We start from the raw sequence: 15,695 nt of genomic DNA, 5'->3' as shown, positions 1-15,695 counted from the left end.
GGCGCGCGGCCGGGGCGTGGGCGACGCGCTGCTGACCGAGGTCGCGCGCTGGGCGCGCGCGACGGGGGCGCGCGAGCTGCGGCTCGCGGTGGTCGCGGGCAACGAGCGCGCCCTCGCGCTCTACCGCCGCCACGGCTTCGAGGCCGTGGCCGAGACGCCCCACCCGGGCGCCGAGGCGGGGGCGCCGCGCCAGGTGGCGATGGCCAGGCGCCTGGACCGGGGCTGACGCCGCCCCATCGCCCGGAGGGCCGGGTCAGACCGGGATCGCCTCGGGCGCCGGCACCTGCGCGGTGATCCGCCCCTCCAGCAGCGCGCCGAGCCCCAGCACCGCGCAGAGTCCGGGCTCCTCGGCGACGTTCACCGGCACCCCGGTGTGCTGCCGGATCGCCTCGTCCAGGCCGGGGAGTTGGGCCGCGCCGCCGGTGAGCACCACGCCGCGCTCGGCGAGGTCGGCGACCAGGTCGGGCGGGCAGCGGTGGAGCACCGAGCGGAGCGCGTCGAGCAGCCCGGTCAGCGGGGCCCGCAGCGCGGCCCGCAGCGACTCCGGGTCGACCTTGACGGTGCGCCCGAGGCCGGTGGCCACGTCCCGGCCGTGCACCTCGGTGACCTGGTCGGGCGAGCTGGCCAGGGCGCTGTGCAGCGGCCGGACGGCCTGGCTGGGCAGCATCAACTCGTGCTGGTTGCGCAGGTGTTGGAGGAGGGCGCGGTCGATGGTCTCGCCGCCCATCGGCACCTTCTCGGCGGCCACGATGGAGCCGAGCGCCAGCACCGCGACCTGGGTGGTCGAGGCGCCGCACTGCACGATCATGGTGGCCTCGGGCTCCTCCACCGGGAGCCCGGCTCCGATGCCGGCGGTGACCAGGCCGTCGACCAGTTCCACCCGCCGGGCGCCGAGACCCACCAGGGTCTCGTGCATGGCCCGGCGGGTCAGCGGGTCGGCGTCGTGCGGGATGCAGACGGCGGCGCGCAGCAGCGGTTTGCGCCGCCACGCGCGCCGGTGCTTGGTGCCGACCATCGCCCGCAGCATCCGCTGCGCCATCTCGATGTCGACGACGGTGCCGCCGCTGACCGGACGGACCACCCGGATGTTGGCGGGGGTGCGGCCGGCCATCCGTTCGGCGGGGGTGCCCACCGCGATCAGCGAACCGTTTCTGGTGTTGACGGCGACCACGGACGGCTCGTCCACGATCAGTCCCGTCTGTTTGAGATAGACGCGGGTTCGGGCCGCCCCGAGGTCGGCGGCCACCGTGCAGCGGCGCAGATGATCAAGCGTGAGGGTCATGGCTCCAGGCTCGGCCGGGCCGCCCGGCCCCGCCCGTTGAGCGCCGCCGACCGGGCGAGCCGGGCCGGACGGGCCGTCAGCGGCGACGCCGACGGCCCGTCAGCCGAGGCCCCCCCGTTCACCCCACGGGCTCGGCCGTCGGCTCGGCCGCGGGCCGCGCCCCCGGCCCGTCGGCCGCGTCGTCCGCCGCGTCCCCGCCGAACTGGGTGCGGTGCAGCTCCCGGTACCGGCCGCCGGCCGCCAACAGCTCGTCGTGGGTGCCGCGTTCGACGATCCGGCCGGCCTCGACCACCAGGATCTGGTCCGCCGCCCTGACCGTGGACAGCCGGTGCGCGATCACCACCGAGGTGCGGCCCACCAGCGCCTCGGCCAACGCCTCCTGCACCGCCGCCTCCGAGGTGGCGTCCAGGTGCGCGGTCGCCTCGTCCAGGATCACCACCCGGGGCTGCGCCAGCAGCAGTCGGGCGATGGTCAGCCGCTGCCGTTCACCGCCGGAGAGCCGGTAGCCGCGTTCGCCGACCACCGTGTCGAGGCCGTCAGGGAGCGCGGCGACCAGCTCGTCGAGCCTGGCCCGGCGCAGCGCGTCCCACAGCGCGGCGTCGTCGGCCTCGGGCGCGGCCAGCCGCAGGTTGGCCCGGATGGTGTCGTGGAAGAGGTGCCCGTCCTGGGTGACCATCCCGACGGTCCGCCGCAGCGACTCCGCCGTCAGGTCCCGCACGTCCAGGCCGCCGACCCGCACGGCGCCGGCGTCGGCGTCGTAGAGCCGGGTGGCGAGCTGCGCGATGGTGGACTTGCCGGCGCCGGACGAGCCGACCAGCGCGACGAGTTGACCGGCCTCGGCGGTGAACGTCACGCCGTGCAGCACCTGTTCGCCGCCCCGGGTGTCCAAGGTGGCGACCTCCTCCAGCGAGGCCAGGGAGACCTTCTCGGCCGACGGGTAGGCGAAGTCGACGCCATCGAAGCTGACCGGCACCGGCCCCTCGGGCACCGGGCGGGCGTCGGGCCGCTCCTCGATCAGCGGCTTCAGGTCGAGCACCTCGAAGACCCGCTGGAAGCTGACCAGCGCGCTCATCACCTCGACCCGCGCGCTGGCCAGCGAGGTCAGCGGCGCGTAGAGGCGGGTGAGCAGCATCGCCAGCGCGACCACGGCGCCGGAGTCCAGGTCGCCGCGCAGCGCGTAGAAGCCGCCCACGCCGTAGACCAGCGCCAGCGCCAGCGCCGAGACCAGGGTCAGCGCGGTGATGAAGACCATCTGCACCATGGCCGACCTGATCCCGATGTCCCGCACCCGCCGGGCCCGCACCGCGAACTCCTCGGACTCCTCCTCGGGCCGCCCGTACAGCTTGACCAGGGTGGCGCCGGGCGCGGAGAAGCGCTCCGTCATCTGCGTGGACATGACCGCGTTGTGGTTGGCGGCCTCCCGGGACAGCCGCGCCAGCCGGCCGCCCATCCGCCGCGCCGGCAGCACGAAGACGGGGAGCAGCAGCAGCGCGAGCAGGGTGATCTGCCAGGAGATGGAGAGCATCACGCCCAGCGCGAGCAGCAGCATCACCAGGTTGCTGAGCACGCCGGAGAGGGTGTTGCTGAACGCCCGCTGGGCGCCGATCACGTCGGAGTTGAGGCGGCTGACCAGGGCGCCGGTGCGGGTTCTGGTGAAGAACGCGATCGGCATCCGCTGCACATGGTCGAAGACGGCGGTCCGCAGGTCGAGGATCAGGCCCTCGCCGATCCGCGCGGAGAGCCAGCGGGCCAGCAGCCCGATCGCCGCCTCGACCACGGCGATCGCGGCGATCAGCACCGCCAGGCGGACCACCACGCCCTCCTCGGCCCCGTCGGAGATCGCGTTCACGACCCGGCCGGCGAGGACCGGGGTGGCGACGGCGAGCAGCGCGGTCAGGACGCTGAGCAGCAGAAACCACAGCAGCGCCGTGCGGTGGGGGCGCGCGAAGCGGCCGATGCGGCGCAGCGTCGCGCGAGAGAAGGGGCGCTCGTCGTCCTGGGCGTACCGCGCGTTGTAGAGCGCGTTCCAGGCGGTCATCTCCATGCTCATGCCGGCGAGGCTAGTTCTTCAAGTTAAGTTGAGGTCAACTCGTTTAACGGCCGTCGTCGGGCCCGGCCGTCGCCAGCCGCTCACCCAGCGCGGTGCGGTAGTAGAGCACCAGCCGACCCGCGCGCCGCCGCCGCACCAGCCCCGCCTCCCGCAGGACCCGCAGGTGCCCGCCGACCGAACCGAGCGGGCAGCCGGTCAGCTCCACCAGCTGGCTGGGCGCGCGCGGGGTGGCCAACTCCCGCAGGATCGTGGCCCGGTTGCCGCCCAGCAGCCGGTCCAGCGCGGTCGGCGCCGGCCGCGGCTCCGGTTCGGCCAGCAGCCCGGCGCACGGGTAGACGACGGCATAGCGGTGCGGCTCCGACCAGCCGACCCAGCCGCGCGCCGCCACCGTCGTCGGCACGAACAGCAGCTCGGCGCCGGCCAGCGTCCGGGGCGGGTTGGGATAGCCGTTGATCCGCAGCCGGCCGTCCCCCAGCCACCGCATCCCGGGCCGCAGCGCGCCCACCGCCTCGGCCCAGCCGCCGGCGGCCAGCGCCTGGGTACGGGAGACGATGTCGGCCTCCAGCACGCGCCTCCTGCGTGGCCAGTCGGGCAGCACCGTCTCGGTCCACACCCACCTGACCAACGCGGCCACCCGCTCGGTCAGTTCGGGCACCCGCAACGCCGGGTGCGGCGGCCCGCCGTGCGCGATGTCGGCCCAGGCCAGGTCCGCGGGAACGGCCCGCACCCGGCGCCACTCGTCGTCGAAGGAACGGTCGTCGGGCCGGGGCGGCACGGCCAGGAAGTCCGGCAGCCAGCTGCCGCCCAGCGTCGCGACGAAGTGCCCGGCCACCGGATCGTCCGCCAGCCGTCGCCGGAACGCCGGCCGGTGCCTGGCCAGCCAGCCCTCCCAGCCCGGCTGGACGCCGTGCCCCGCCAGGCCCAGCAGCGCGGCCACCGTCTCGGCCAGCGCCGAGGTCCGAAACCGGCCCCGCGCCACCACATCGGCGGCCAACACCCATTCGCCCACGGTTCGTCGCCCCTCCTCCGAGCGGCCCCGGCCCGGCCCGTGTCCCCGGGGCAGCCTGGTCCGTGGGCGGCCGGGGCCGCCCGTCTTTCGCCTCCACACGAAACGTTCGGGGTACCGTCGCGCACCCTCGCACACTGACGCGATGCGCAGCTACCGCCGGCTCCTCCGGGTGCCCGAGTTCACCCCGCTCCTCCTGCTCACCGTCGCCCACCTGGTCGCCCAGACCGTGCTCGGCCTCGCCCTCGGCGTGCTGGTGCACCGGGCGACGGGCTCCCCGTTCCTCACCGCGCTCAGCATGTTCGGCTCCTCCCTCGCGCAGGTCATCGGCGCCACCACGCTGCTGTCGGCCGCCGACCGGCTGCCGCCCAGGACGGCCCTGACCGGGGTCTCGCTGCTCTTCGCGCTGGGCGCGCTGGGGCTCGCCGCGCCCGGGCTGCCCGTCGGCGGGGCGCTGGCCGTGGTGCTGGCCCTGGGCCTGGTCAACTCCGTCGCCGGCGGCGTCCGTTGGGGCCTGCTGCTGCGGATCGCGCCGGCCGACGACTATCTGCTGGCCCGTTCGCTGATGAACCTCGCGATGGGCGCCACCCAGATCGCCGGCTTCGCGCTGGGCGGGGCGCTGGTGGCCCTCACCTCGCCGCGCGGGGCGCTGCTGATCGCCGCCGGGCTCTTCACGAGCGCCGCGCTCCTCGCGCGGCTCGGCCTGCGGCGGTGGGAGCCGAACGCGCCCGGCCGCCCCTCGGTGGCCGAGACCTGGCGCGGCAACCGGCTGCTGCTGGGCGACCCGGCGCGCCGCGCCTGCTATGTCGCGCTCTGGGTGCCCAACGGGCTGGTCGTCGGCTGCGAGGCGCTCTTCGTGCCGTACGCGCCGGACGGCGCGTGGGCGCTGTTCGCCGCCGGCGCGGTCGGCATGGCCGTGGGCGACGTCACGGCCGGCCGGCTGCTGTCGCCGGCCGCCCGCGCCCGCGCGGTGACGCCGCTGCGGCTGCTGCTGGCGGCGCCGTTCGCGCTGTTCCTCCTCCAACCGCCGGTCCCGCTGGCCGTGTTGGTGGTGGCGGTCGCGAGCGTCGGCTTCGGCGCCGGGCTGCTGCTCCAGGAACGGCTGTTGGCGCTGACGCCGCGGCAGCGGCACGGACAGGCGCTGGGCCTGCACTCGGCGGGGATGCTCACCTGCCAGGCCCTGGGCGCGGCCCTGGCGGGCGCCGTGGCCTCGGCGCTCTCCCCGGCCACGGCGATGGCGCTGCTCGCGCTCGCCTCGACGGCGGTCACGGTCGCCGTCACCCGGGCGGTCACCGGGACCCGGGCGGTGCCGGGCGACCGGGCCGAGTCCCACGACCGGTCCGCCGGGCCGGACGGCGGCGCCGCCGCGCCCGGTGGGGAGGCCGCGCCCTACTCCTCCGGGACGTAGACCACCCAGACCTGCCCCGCCGCGAACGGGAACGCCTCGCCGTCCTCCGTCTCGAACTCCGTGCCCCGCCGCGCGCTCGGCCGGCTCCAGCGGGCCGGCCACTCCCGGCCGTCGCGGAGCACCGTTGCCTCGCCCGAGCCGACCGTCTCCGTGTAGGGGGACACCGCGCCGCCGCCGTCGGAGAAGTCCGAGGGGCGGATCTCCACGCGCTGCAACACCACGGTGGCGGCGGCCAGTTCGGTCTCCTCTCCGTCCATCGCCACCGCCCACCGCTCCGCCGCCGCGTCCCAGCGGAACGCGAACGACGCGGCGGCGTAGCCGGCCTCGACCTCATCGGCCGGCGAGCCGCCCTCGGGCGGGTCGCCGAAGGTGAGGCCGATGTCCGTGACCTCGCCCGCCTCCGGCGTCGCGGCCAGCAGCGCGGCCGGGTCCAGATAGAGGTTGTGCGGCGCGGCGCGCTCCGGGTCGCGCGCGTACGCCTCGGGCGCCGCCTCCGGCGGGCGGGCGTGCAGCGGCGCCTCGTCGATCAGCGGCAGCAACCCGCCCTGCGCGCCGGAGAACGCCAGCGCCGGCTCGTCGAACTGCCGCAGCAGCTCCAGGTCGGACTCCCGCGCGCTGCGCACCGGGCCCACGCGGTCGGGGAGTTGCCCCGCGAAGACCGCGACCAGCCGGCTCAGCCCGGCCTCGACCTCCTCCACATAGACCACGTCCGCCGCCTCGACACCCGTGTGCGGACGGGCGGGTGGCGCGTTGTCGACCTTCACCGCCAGCACCGGGCCCGGCTCGCCCGGCAGCCCGGTCAGCGGCGAGACCCACGCGCCGTCCCCGCCGTCCTCCCGCCGCTCGACCTCGCAGCCGCCCAGCAGCAGCGGGCCGAGCAGCGCCAGCGCCAGCGTCACGGACCCGGCCGCCGTCCGCGCCCCGGGGCGACGCCTCCGGCGGTCGGCCATCAGCGGACCACCGTGGCCTGGGACTCGTTGACCGGAACGGCCGCCCCCTCCCAGGGGCTCTCCAACGTGTCGGGCAGCCCGGGCAGTTCGAAGGGCGCGCCGTTCTGCTCGAAGTGCACGTCGTAGACCAGCCGGGCGCGCGCCGGGTAACCGTCGGAGGAACGCTGGTAGGTGTGGGCGCAGGCGTCGCTCTCGGCCACGGTGACCGGGCAGCTCAACACGCCGGAGCCGTCGCCCGGGTCCACCTCCAGGCGGTCGGGCGTGCCGACGGCGACCACGCCCAGCGCCGCCGAGCCCACGATCTCGCCGTCGTGGGCGCCCTCGGCCCACCACCAGGTGTCGAGGAAGATCAACGTCTCGCCGGGCGGGCTGAAGGACAGCGAGAACGCGGGCGCGTGCAGCGCGCCATACGCCTGCTGGGCCAGCTCCTCCAGGGACGGGCCCTCCTCACCGCCCTCCCAGGTGTAGTCGCTGAACACGATCTCGCCGTCCGGGCCGACGCACTCCTTGTAGACATAGACCGCGCCCTCGCTCGGCGGGTCCTCCGGCCAGCTCTCCGGGTCGGGGTACTCGAACGGCGGGTTGTTGACCCAACAGGCGTTCTCCCCCTCGCAGTAGCGGTCGGTGGCGCCGATGAAGTTGTCCACCAGGGACAGGTCGCAGGCCGGCTCGCCGCCGCCGTCGCCCCCGCCGTTCCCGTTACCGTCGTCGCCCTCGTCCTCCCCGCCCTCGGTGCCGCAGACATAGACGATGCCTCCGCTGGGCGTGGAGGTATAGCAGTCCGGGTTGGCCGGGTCGGCGGCGGCCGGGGTCGCCGTGAGCAGCGCCAGCGGCAGCGCGCAGCCCACCGTCAACGCGGGCCATCTCACCCTTCGGGCCAGGGGGCTTCGGGGGCGCGCGGGCGCGGTCAGGGACACGAGAGGGTCGCCTCCTCGGCGGGGAGCGTGCCGTCGATCAGCCAGGAGCCTTCTTCGGTGAGCGTGGCGGTCACCCCGTGCGGGTGCGGGGCGCGCAGCTCCTCGGGGATCACGTCGGGCAGCACCGTCTCGCCGTCGACCATCGGCCAGTCCTCCTCGCTGACGCAGGACTCGACGCGGGCGGCCTCGCCGTCCACCGTGACCGTCACGTTCCCGACCCTCGGCTCGCCGCTGCGGTGCAGCCCGGCCTCGGCGTAGCTGCGGACGCGGGTCAGCTCCTGCTCGGCGACCTGGGACGCGGCGATGCCGTCGAAGAGCGAGGGGTCCAGCTCCCCGCTGTTCTCCAACGCGACCAGCGCGTCCCAGTACCCGCTGTACAGCTCGGTCAACTCGGCCTCGTGGTGGGCGTGTTCGCCGCCCCCGCCCTCGTCGGCCGAGCCGGTGGCGACGCCCTCGATCCCGTCGTCGGCGCCGGGGTCGGAGGCGGAGCAGCCGGCGGCGAGGGCGAGCAGGAGCACGGCGGCGAGCGCGCGGGGGGCGGCGGAGCGGCCGGAGCCCGGCCGCCGGGTCTGCCTGGTGGTCACGCGAGACACCATAGCGCCGGGGCCCCCGCCGGACGAGGGCCTCACTGTGGGGTAACGAGCGCGCTCCGCAACCGGTTTTTCCGGCGCTGAACGGCGGCGTTCGCGCCGCGCCACCCGCCGCGTTTCGGACAACTCCCGGGCGATGCGGGAGGTTTCGCACGCGTGCCCGAGGAGGTCTCCGTCGAGGGAGCCGGGCCCGACATCGATGAAAACGGTTCCCGTTTCGTGAGAGTGTGGCCGGTGGCACCGTTGCCCGGGCCGCCGCCGGGTCATCCGGGGCGATCGATGTCCCGGTTCGGGGAGACCCTCGGCCGGCTCGGGGTACTCGGCGAGCGGTCCGCGTTCGGTCGCGGACCCGCGTGGGCACCGAGCGAGCGAAGGAGAGCCGCGATGAAGTCCGACACCCACCCCACCTACCGGCCGGTCGTCTTCCGGGACCGCTCGGCCGGCTACGCCTTCCTGACCCGGTCGACCGCGACCAGCGACCGGACCATCGAGTGGGAGGACGGCAACACCTACCCGGTGGTCGACGTCGAGACCTCGTCGGCGAGCCACCCGTTCTACACGGGGACCGCCAGGGTGCTCGACACCGCCGGGCGCGTGGAGCGCTTCGAGCGGCGCTACGGCCGGCGTGAGGAGCGCTGATGCCACTGCCAGCCCTGCCCGTCGTGCTGGTCGGCGGGCTCCACGCCGAAGCGCGCCGAGCGGCGGTGCGCACCCTGCTGGCCGCCGTCCCCGGCGGCCTGGCCCTGCACCACGACCTGTCGCACGCCCACCGTTCCCTGGTGACCCGGGTGGTCTCGGACGCCAGCGGGCCGCTGGGCAGCGGCCAACTCCCGCTGCCCAACGACTGCGCCTGCTGCGCGCTCCGCGACGACCTGGTGCCGGCGCTGGTCCGGCTGGCCGAGGCCGGCACCTGCCGGCTGGCCGTCGTCGAACTCTGGGACTCCGTCGAGCCCCAGGCCATGGCCGAGGTGCTGGCCGCCCACGGCGCGGGCCGGCTGCGGCTGACCGGCGTGGTCACCGCCGTCGACCCCGCGCTGGTGCGCGCCAGCCTCTCCTCGGGCGAGGAGCTGGCGTCCGTCGGCCTGGCCACCGGCGAGGACGACGCCCGCACGGTCGCCGAGACCTGGGCGCGTCAGGTGGAGTACGCGCCGCTGTTGGCGCTGGGCGCGCCCTCGCGGCGGGTCGCCGAGGTCGACCGGGCGCTGCTGCGGCAGTTGCACCCGACCGCCCGCTGGGTCGACGTCAGGGACCCGGCCTTCCCGCCGGCCGCCGTGCGCGGCTCGGCCGGGGCCGACGGCCTGCCCGGCGTCGACGTGGCGGCGCTGGCCGCCCGGCAGCACCCGGGCAGCGCGCTGCTGCCCCAACTCGCCGACGAGCACGGGGTGCGCACCATGGTCTGGCGGCAGCGGCGGCCGTTCCACCCGGAGCGGCTCTACGCCGCGCTGCCCCGGCTGACGGCGCTGGCGCCGCGCAGCCGGGGGCGGTTCTGGCTGGCCGACCGGCCGGACACGCTGCTGGGCTGGGACGCCGCCGGGGGCTCCCTGGTGGTGGACAACGTTGGCCCCTGGCTGGCCGCGCTCTCGCGGCGGGACTGGGACCGACTCCCGCCGGAGTGGCGGTTCGCCGCGTCCCTGGACTGGGACGGCGAGGTCGGGGACCGTGGGCAGCACCTGGTCTTCACCGGGCCCGGGCTCAAGGCCGACAAGATCCGTTGGCTGCTCGGCTCCTGCCTCCTCAATGACGCGGAGTACGCGGCCGGCCGGTCCGCCTGGCTGCGGCTGGGCTCGGCCTTTGACGAGCTGCTGGACCCCGTCTCCTGAACTTCGTTCCGTTTGAAGGGACTTGTCGGGACGCATCGAGAGCGCCCGGGGAGCAACCGGGTGCGGCTCCGCTGCGTCGAACATCCGACGGAGCGTCGCACCGACACCCTCCGTGACGGTCTCGACCATCCGTGACCGGCCGACGACCCCGGGTCGTGCACGTGCATTGTCCCGTGCATATGCAAGTGAACGGCGTTATGATCCAAGGCGGTTGGCTCTCCGGGGGGCGACCTCGGGGCCCTCGTCGAGGGACGACACCGGGGCATGGGAGCACCGCCGCGCACCACTCGCACGATCCGGGGAGAACCGATGCCAGAGGCGTACAACGGCATGGCCGCCAACGCGCTACGGGGCGTGACGTGGATGAAGAGCAGCCACAGCAACTCCCAGGGCACCTGCGCCGAGTTCGCTCGGCTGCCCAGTGGGGACGTGGCGGTGCGGAACTCCCGCTTCCCGGAGGGGCCGGCGCTCGTCTACACGCCGGCGGAGGTGGAGGCGCTGCTCCGGGGCGTCAAGGACGGGGAGTTCGACCATCTGATCGGCTGACGGTCCCGGAACTCCTGGGCGTCAGGCCGGCGTTGAGGCGGGCGGCCTTGAGGCGCGCGGCGTTCCGTCGGTGAGTCGGTCCGTTGCGGTCGGTCAGGTGCGGTCGGTCCGTTGCGGTCGGCCGATCAGTCGGTCAGTCGGTCAGTCGGTCAGGAAGATGGCCCAGACGATCTTCCCGCGACCCTTTCCGCTCAGCCGGCGCCAACCCCAGTCGTCGCTGAAGGACTCCACCAGCTGGAGCCCGCGCCCCGACTCCGCGCCGCTGTCCGCCCGCGCCGGGCGGGGCTCCAGCTCGCTCGGGTCGCGCACCGCGCAGACCAACCGCGAGGTGCTGAGCATGAGTTCGAGTTCCAGGTCCGTCCGCATCGGCCCGGTGCCATGCCCCCAGTCGAGGGTGCGCCGCCCCAGGCCGTGCCGCAGCGCGTTGGTGACCAGCTCGGAGACGACGAGCGCGACCGCGTCGAACTGCTCGCCCAGTCGCCAGGACTGTAGCGTGCGCCGGGTGAAGTCCCGCGCCTGACGCACGGATTCGGGCCTGGGTACCAGGCCGATCGCCGCCGCCCCCGACACGCTTCCCGGGTCGACGGGCAGGAACTGATGCCCTAACTCCTCAAGCAAGGGCGTTGCCTCGGTCCCCATGAGTCGGCGCTCCTGGCATAGCGGTGGCGGCACTGCTCCAGCCGAGGGCTGGCCATGGTGACAACCCCCGTTCCCACCGACACCCCCCGGGGGGCGGCAGGCCATACTGGCGCGCTGCTTAACAGCTCGCAGGACTCATGCTTCCCAAGGCTCACGGCAAATGCAAGGGCAGATGCACGTGCATGGACAATTTTGATGGACTGTAACCGGACAGGCACTAAAAGGCACCTGGGAATGGCAGACTGCACCCTGGCGAAAGGGAGGGTGCAGCGCATGAGTATGCAGAGGATGGCGGGACCGACCACCAAGGCCGGCGGTCCCGAGGCCAGCGGCTCGATGGTGCGCCGCATCCTGCTCGGTTCCCAGCTCCGCAGGCTGCGGGAGTCCTGCGGCGTCACCCGGGAGCAGGCCGGATACTCGATCCGCGCCTCGGAGTCCAAGATCAGCCGCATGGAGCTGGGGCGCGTCAGCTTCAAGCCCCGTGACGTCGCCGACCTGCTGACCCTCTACGGCGTCACCGACGAGAGCGAGCGCGAGCCGCTGCTCTCGCTGGCCCGCACCTCCAGCCGCGCCGGCTGGTGGCACAGCTACAACGACGTGCTGCCCAGCTGGTTCCAGACCTATGTCGGCCTCGAGGCGGCGGCCGAGCGCATCGGCACCTACGAACTCCAGTTCGTCCACGGCCTGTTGCAGACCGAGTCCTACTCGCACGCCGTGATGGTCAGTGGCCACCGGGGCGAGCTGCCGCGCACCGAGGTGGACCGTCGGGTGGCGCTGCGGCTGGCCCGACAGAAGCTGCTGGTCTCCGAGCGCGCCCCGCACCTGCACTGCGTGCTGGACGAGGCGGCGCTGCGCCGGCCCTATGGCGGGCGTCGTGCGATGGGCGAACAGCTCACCGCGCTCCTGGAGTTCAGTGATTTTCCCAACATCACCCTCCAGGTGGTCCCCTTCCAACACGGGGGTCATGTGGCCGAATCCGGTGCCTTCACGCTGCTGCGCTTCGCCGAGCAGGAGCTGTCGGACCTGGTCTATCTGGAGCAGCTGACCGGCGCCCTCTATCTGGACAAGGGCGACGAGGTCGCCGCGTACCAGGTGGTGCTGGACCGGCTCGCCGAGGCCGCGCTGGACGAGTCGGCGACCCGCGACCTCCTCGCCGATCTGCGCCGCCGCCTCTGAGTCCGGCGCCTCTGAGTCCGGCACCCCTGAGCTCCGCGCGGTCGCGCGGGGGGGTGCGGCCGTCGGCCAGCCCGGGTCGACGGCCGGCTCAGGAGAACGGGTTGCCCGTCCCCTCGGGCAGCACGGTGACCTCGCGCTCGCCCTCGCCCGCCATCACATAGGCGCCGTTCTCCAGGCGCTCGATCAGCCCCCGCGTCCACCCGGCGTCGCTCTCCGCCTGGTGGGTCCACAGCCGCATGATCTCCCCGATGTGCCCCCACTCGGCGGGCGGGCTGTCCGGGGTCCAGTGCGTGCGCACCTCCTCCGCCCAGGACTCCAGGGCCGCGACCCGCTCCTTCAGCAGCGAGATCGCCTCGGCCCTGGGCAGGTCCACGATGAAGCCGACGGCGCTGGTGAGCACGTCGATCCGCTCGTCGTGGGCGCGCAGCGCGGTCCGGAGCAGCGCGAAGAAGGACTCCTCGCCGGCCTCCGTCAGCTCGTACTCGACGCGCGGCGGCCCGCCGGCGGTGCTGGGCGCCACCTCGTGCGCCAACAGCAGGCCCTCCTTGGCGAGTTGCTTGAGCGCGTGGTAGATCGAGCCGGGCTTGGCCGTGGACCACTCGTGGGCGCCCCAGAACTCCAGGTCGTTGCGCACCTGATAGCCGTGCGCCCGCCCGTGCTGGCGGACCGCGCCCAGAACCAGCAGCCGCATCACCGACATCTCGCGCTACCCCTCTTCCCGAAGCCACTTGACAGGAGGAGGGCCAGTCTGTCATCCGGCCGACCTCCCGGGCTATTAGTCAAGCTTGACTAATCCCGAGGAGCGTCCTACTCTCGGCGACTCGACTCATCAAATTTGACTAATGAAGGGCGGGGTGCCGTGTCCGCACAGGACCGAACCCATCCCCCGGCGCCCCGGCGGGCGGCCGAGGCCGTGATCCGGGTGGACGGGCTCACCCGGACGTTCGGCAGGGGAGCGGAGGCGAGGAACGCGCTCGACGGGCTCGACCTCACCGTGGCGCGCGGCAGCGTGCACGCGGTGCTGGGCCCCAACGGCGCCGGCAAGAGCACGGCCGTGCGGGTGCTCACCACGCTGCTGCGGCCGACCGGCGGCCGGGCCGAGGTGGCCGGCTTCGACGTGGTGCGTCAGCCGGACCAGGTCCGCTACCGCATCGGGCTGCTCGGCCAACACGCGGCCGTGGACGAGGAGTTGAGCGGCCGGCAGAACCTGGAGCTGTTCGGCCGGCTCTACCACCTGGGCGGCAGGGCCGCCGCCGCGCGGGCCGACGAGCTGCTGGAGCGCTTCGACCTCGCGGACACCGGGCGGCGCGCGATCCGCCACTACAGCGGCGGGATGCGCCGCCGGCTGGATCTGGCGGCCAGCCTGATCACCCGGCCCGAGGTGCTCTTCCTCGACGAGCCGACCACCGGGCTCGACCCGCGCGGCCGGGCCGAGGTGTGGCAGGCGGTCCGCTCCCTGGCCGGAAGCGGCGCGACCGTGCTGCTCACCACGCAGTACCTGGAGGAGGCGGACCAGCTGGCCGACCTGATCACGGTGATCGACGGCGGTCGGCGGATCGCCGAGGGCACCGCCGACCAGCTCAAGAGCAGGATCGGCGGCGACCGGATCGACGTCGTGCTCAGGGACGGCGGCGCGCTTTCCGCCGCCCGCGCGCTGCTGGCGCGGCGGTTCGCCGAGGAACGGATCGTGTCGGGGGACGACGCGATCGTGGTCGACGCCGACCGCCGGCTGCTCAGCGTGAGCGTGGACGACCGGATGCGCGCGCTGACGGCGGCGGTCGCGGCCTTCGCCGAGGCCGGGGTCGAGGCCGAGGACATCGCGCTGCGCCGCCCCACCCTGGACGAGGTCTTCCTCACGCTCACCGGCCAGCCCGCCGCCGCCCCCGCCCCGGACGCGACCCCCGATCCCCAGGAGGTGACCGCATGACCGCGACCACGACCCCACCCCTCGACGAACTCCCGCCCCGCGCTGAGGCGTTCACCCCGCGCCAGCCGGGGCGGGCGCGGCGGCTGGCCGTCGACTCGGCGACCATGGTCCGGCGCGGGCTGGCGCACTGGGCGCGTCAGCCGGGGCAGATGCTGGCCAACCTGGCGTTCTCGGTGATGATGCTGATCATGTTCGCCTACTTCCTCGGCGGCGGCATGGTCGTCGGGGGCGGCGGCGACTACGTCGACTTCCTGGTGCCGGGGATGCTCGTGCTGACCATGGCCTTCGGCATGGAGACCACCATGGTCGAGCTGACCAGCGACATCAACCGGGGCATCCTCGACCGTTTCCGTTCGATGCCCATCGCTCCCAGCTCGGTTCTGGTCGGCAGGACCCTGCTGGATCTGCTCAACTCGACCATCGGCCTTGCGGTGTTGATCGGTGCCGGCTGGGCGATCGGCTGGCGCTGGCACGCCGGAGCGGCCGAACTGCTGGCCGCGCTGGGGCTGTTGCTGCTGCTGCGGTTCGCGATGCTCTGGCTCGGCGTGTGGCTGGCGCTGGTCGCCGGCCGGCCCGAGATGGTGCAGACCGTGCAGATCCTGGTGTGGCCGCTGTCCTTCCTCTCCAGCGTCTTCGTCTCGCCCGACACCATGCCCGGCTGGATCGGGACCCTCGCCGACTGGAACCCCATCTCCGCCACCGCCGGCGCGGTGCGCGAGCTGTTCGGCAACCCGGCCTGGCCCGGCGACTCCTGGGCCGCGCAGCACCCCGAACCGCTCGCCGTGCTCTGGCCGTTGGCGCTGCTCGCGGTCTTCGTTCCCCTCGCGCTGCGCCGCTTCTCGCGCCTCGGCGCCTGAGGACGCGTCGCGCCCGCCGGGCACCGGGCGGGCGCGACGCTCAGGCGTCCGTCGGGACGTCCGCAACGTTCGGCAGGTGCAGCCGGACGCCCTGCGCGGCGAGCGCCGCGCGGATCGCCGGCGGCGGCTCGGCGTCCGCGACCAGGGCTTCCAGCCGGTCCCAGCCGCAGAGCCGCACCGGCGCCGTCGCCGTCGTCGCCACCAGCGGGGGCGACGGCAGCGCGGCCTGGTGGCCCGAAGGCGGCCACGCCGCCGCGCCCCTATGTGCTGGCCCGCCGCGCCGGGATCGGGCCCGAGGCGTTCGCCGCCGCGCTGGAGGAGACCGGCGCCGGCTCGTTCCAGAGCCAGGTGCGGCTGCCCTGGATCATGGCCGACGACCTGGCCGCCCGCTTCTCCGTGGACCTGGCGGCCAAGGACGTGCGGCTCGCCGTCGAGGCCGCCGCCCGCTGGTCGGTCCCGACGCCGGTCGCGGCGGCCGGCCTCCGCCCTGGTCGCGGCCAGCGCCGCCGGGCACGGCCGCGGCGACG

At 74.5% G+C, this 15,695-nt stretch carries 18 protein-coding genes; 9 read left to right on the top strand and 9 right to left on the bottom strand.

All coding sequences use genetic code 11. The features are described 5' to 3' along the window. A partial coding sequence (locus tag EBN88_RS21760) for a GNAT family N-acetyltransferase (protein WP_147472792.1) occupies positions 1-226 on the top strand: 226 nt, incomplete at its 5' end. A gap of 27 nt (positions 227-253) precedes the next feature. Here EBN88_RS21760 and mreB read toward each other — a convergent pair. From mreB to EBN88_RS21745, 3 genes are all read right to left on the bottom strand, one after another. Further along, entirely contained in the window at positions 254-1,282 is a 1,029-nt protein-coding gene (gene mreB / locus EBN88_RS21755) for a rod shape-determining protein (protein WP_122185601.1), read from the bottom strand. Positions 1,283-1,400: 118 nt separating this feature from the next. After that, positions 1,401-3,332, bottom strand: coding sequence for an ABC transporter ATP-binding protein (locus tag EBN88_RS21750; RefSeq protein WP_122185600.1), 1,932 nt, complete (start codon positions 3,330-3,332; stop codon positions 1,401-1,403). A gap of 43 nt (positions 3,333-3,375) precedes the next feature. Next, positions 3,376-4,341, bottom strand: coding sequence for a helix-turn-helix domain-containing protein (locus EBN88_RS21745; protein ID WP_122185599.1), 966 nt, complete (start codon positions 4,339-4,341; stop codon positions 3,376-3,378). Positions 4,342-4,483: 142 nt separating this feature from the next. Between EBN88_RS21745 and EBN88_RS21740 the strand changes: the two genes are divergently transcribed. After that, complete coding sequence (locus tag EBN88_RS21740; RefSeq protein ID WP_199742439.1) at positions 4,484-5,746, top strand: MFS transporter; 1,263 nt, start codon at positions 4,484-4,486, stop codon at positions 5,744-5,746. On the opposite strand, the gene EBN88_RS21735 is transcribed toward EBN88_RS21740, so the two are convergent. Genes EBN88_RS21735 through EBN88_RS21725 form a run of 3 tightly spaced genes read right to left on the bottom strand, consistent with a single transcriptional unit; the run spans position 5,728 to position 8,197 of the window. Next, the gene (locus EBN88_RS21735) at positions 5,728-6,696 is read right to left on the bottom strand and encodes a DUF3048 domain-containing protein (RefSeq protein WP_122185598.1); all 969 of its coding nucleotides are present in this window, start codon (positions 6,694-6,696) and stop codon (positions 5,728-5,730) included. The two genes, EBN88_RS21740 and EBN88_RS21735, sit on opposite strands and share 19 nt — an antisense overlap. Continuing rightward, positions 6,696-7,613 carry a hypothetical protein gene (locus EBN88_RS21730; RefSeq protein ID WP_147472791.1) on the bottom strand — a complete coding sequence of 306 codons (918 nt, stop codon included), beginning with the start codon at positions 7,611-7,613 and terminating at the stop codon, positions 6,696-6,698. Before EBN88_RS21730 ends, EBN88_RS21735 begins: the two co-directional genes overlap by 1 nt. After that, positions 7,604-8,197: a hypothetical protein gene (locus EBN88_RS21725; RefSeq protein WP_122185596.1), complete on the bottom strand. Its 594-nt coding sequence runs from the start codon at positions 8,195-8,197 to the stop codon at positions 7,604-7,606. The genes EBN88_RS21730 and EBN88_RS21725 overlap by 10 nt, the downstream gene beginning before the upstream one ends. A 390-nt stretch (positions 8,198-8,587) precedes the next feature. Here EBN88_RS21725 and EBN88_RS21720 point away from each other — a divergent pair, with 390 nt between their 5' ends. From EBN88_RS21720 to EBN88_RS21710, 3 genes are all read left to right on the top strand, one after another. Further along, on the top strand, positions 8,588-8,842 hold the full coding sequence (locus tag EBN88_RS21720; RefSeq protein WP_122185595.1) for a type B 50S ribosomal protein L31: 255 nt from the start codon (positions 8,588-8,590) through the stop codon (positions 8,840-8,842). After that, positions 8,842-10,023: a CobW family GTP-binding protein gene (locus EBN88_RS21715; RefSeq protein ID WP_122185594.1), complete on the top strand. Its 1,182-nt coding sequence runs from the start codon at positions 8,842-8,844 to the stop codon at positions 10,021-10,023. The genes EBN88_RS21720 and EBN88_RS21715 overlap by 1 nt, the downstream gene beginning before the upstream one ends. 309 nt (positions 10,024-10,332) lie before the next feature. After that, positions 10,333-10,569 (top strand): DUF397 domain-containing protein, encoded by a 237-nt coding sequence (locus EBN88_RS21710; protein ID WP_122185593.1) that lies wholly within the window; start codon positions 10,333-10,335, stop codon positions 10,567-10,569. A gap of 141 nt (positions 10,570-10,710) precedes the next feature. Here EBN88_RS21710 and EBN88_RS21705 read toward each other — a convergent pair whose 3' ends face one another. Continuing rightward, positions 10,711-11,208 carry an ATP-binding protein gene (locus EBN88_RS21705; RefSeq protein WP_122185592.1) on the bottom strand — a complete coding sequence of 166 codons (498 nt, stop codon included), beginning with the start codon at positions 11,206-11,208 and terminating at the stop codon, positions 10,711-10,713. A gap of 279 nt (positions 11,209-11,487) precedes the next feature. Between EBN88_RS21705 and EBN88_RS21700 the strand changes: the two genes are divergently transcribed. Beyond that, a complete protein-coding gene (locus tag EBN88_RS21700) occupies positions 11,488-12,384 on the top strand; it encodes a helix-turn-helix domain-containing protein (RefSeq protein ID WP_407703446.1) in 897 nt (298 codons plus the stop codon). Positions 12,385-12,472: 88 nt separating this feature from the next. Here the strand turns inward: EBN88_RS21700 and EBN88_RS21695 are convergent, their stop codons facing one another. Then, on the bottom strand, positions 12,473-13,084 hold the full coding sequence (locus EBN88_RS21695; RefSeq protein WP_122185591.1) for a PadR family transcriptional regulator: 612 nt from the start codon (positions 13,082-13,084) through the stop codon (positions 12,473-12,475). Positions 13,085-13,243: 159 nt separating this feature from the next. Between EBN88_RS21695 and EBN88_RS21690 the strand changes: the two genes are divergently transcribed. Together EBN88_RS21690 and EBN88_RS21685 are read left to right on the top strand one after the other, a co-directional pair. After that, complete coding sequence (locus EBN88_RS21690) at positions 13,244-14,311, top strand: ATP-binding cassette domain-containing protein (protein WP_122185590.1); 1,068 nt, start codon at positions 13,244-13,246, stop codon at positions 14,309-14,311. After that, complete coding sequence (locus EBN88_RS21685; protein WP_122185589.1) at positions 14,308-15,168, top strand: ABC transporter permease; 861 nt, start codon at positions 14,308-14,310, stop codon at positions 15,166-15,168. The genes EBN88_RS21690 and EBN88_RS21685 overlap by 4 nt, the downstream gene beginning before the upstream one ends. A gap of 40 nt (positions 15,169-15,208) precedes the next feature. Here EBN88_RS21685 and EBN88_RS30705 read toward each other — a convergent pair whose 3' ends face one another. Then, complete coding sequence (locus EBN88_RS30705) at positions 15,209-15,370, bottom strand: hypothetical protein (protein WP_158621475.1); 162 nt, start codon at positions 15,368-15,370, stop codon at positions 15,209-15,211. A 62-nt stretch (positions 15,371-15,432) separates the two neighbouring features. On the opposite strand from EBN88_RS30705, the gene EBN88_RS21680 reads away from it, so the two are divergent. Then, a partial coding sequence (locus EBN88_RS21680) for an NAD-binding protein (RefSeq protein WP_147472790.1) occupies positions 15,433-15,695 on the top strand: 263 nt, incomplete at its 3' end.

The organism is Streptomyces triticirhizae, assembly GCF_003696235.1.
GTDB lineage: Bacteria > Actinomycetota > Actinomycetes > Streptomycetales > Streptomycetaceae > Streptomyces > Streptomyces triticirhizae.
Note: the sequence above shows the minus strand (reverse complement) of the source record. Positions and strands in the feature narration are given on the sequence as shown.

Excerpts from the sequence above, each read along its gene's own strand:
- mreB (WP_122185601.1), bottom strand. The coding sequence starts at position 1,282 with ATGACCCTCACGCTTGATCATCTGCGCCGCTGCACGGTGGCCGCCGAC.
- EBN88_RS21750 (WP_122185600.1), bottom strand. The coding sequence starts at position 3,332 with ATGAGCATGGAGATGACCGCCTGGAACGCGCTCTACAACGCGCGGTAC.
- EBN88_RS21740 (WP_199742439.1), top strand. The coding sequence starts at position 4,484 with ATGCGCAGCTACCGCCGGCTCCTCCGGGTGCCCGAGTTCACCCCGCTC.
- EBN88_RS21735 (WP_122185598.1), bottom strand. The coding sequence starts at position 6,696 with ATGGCCGACCGCCGGAGGCGTCGCCCCGGGGCGCGGACGGCGGCCGGG.
- EBN88_RS21720 (WP_122185595.1), top strand. The coding sequence starts at position 8,588 with ATGAAGTCCGACACCCACCCCACCTACCGGCCGGTCGTCTTCCGGGAC.
- EBN88_RS21715 (WP_122185594.1), top strand. The coding sequence starts at position 8,842 with ATGCCACTGCCAGCCCTGCCCGTCGTGCTGGTCGGCGGGCTCCACGCC.
- EBN88_RS21710 (WP_122185593.1), top strand. The coding sequence starts at position 10,333 with ATGCCAGAGGCGTACAACGGCATGGCCGCCAACGCGCTACGGGGCGTG.
- EBN88_RS21705 (WP_122185592.1), bottom strand. The coding sequence starts at position 11,208 with ATGGGGACCGAGGCAACGCCCTTGCTTGAGGAGTTAGGGCATCAGTTC.
- EBN88_RS21700 (WP_407703446.1), top strand. The coding sequence starts at position 11,488 with ATGCAGAGGATGGCGGGACCGACCACCAAGGCCGGCGGTCCCGAGGCC.
- EBN88_RS21695 (WP_122185591.1), bottom strand. The coding sequence starts at position 13,084 with ATGTCGGTGATGCGGCTGCTGGTTCTGGGCGCGGTCCGCCAGCACGGG.
- EBN88_RS21685 (WP_122185589.1), top strand. The coding sequence starts at position 14,308 with ATGACCGCGACCACGACCCCACCCCTCGACGAACTCCCGCCCCGCGCT.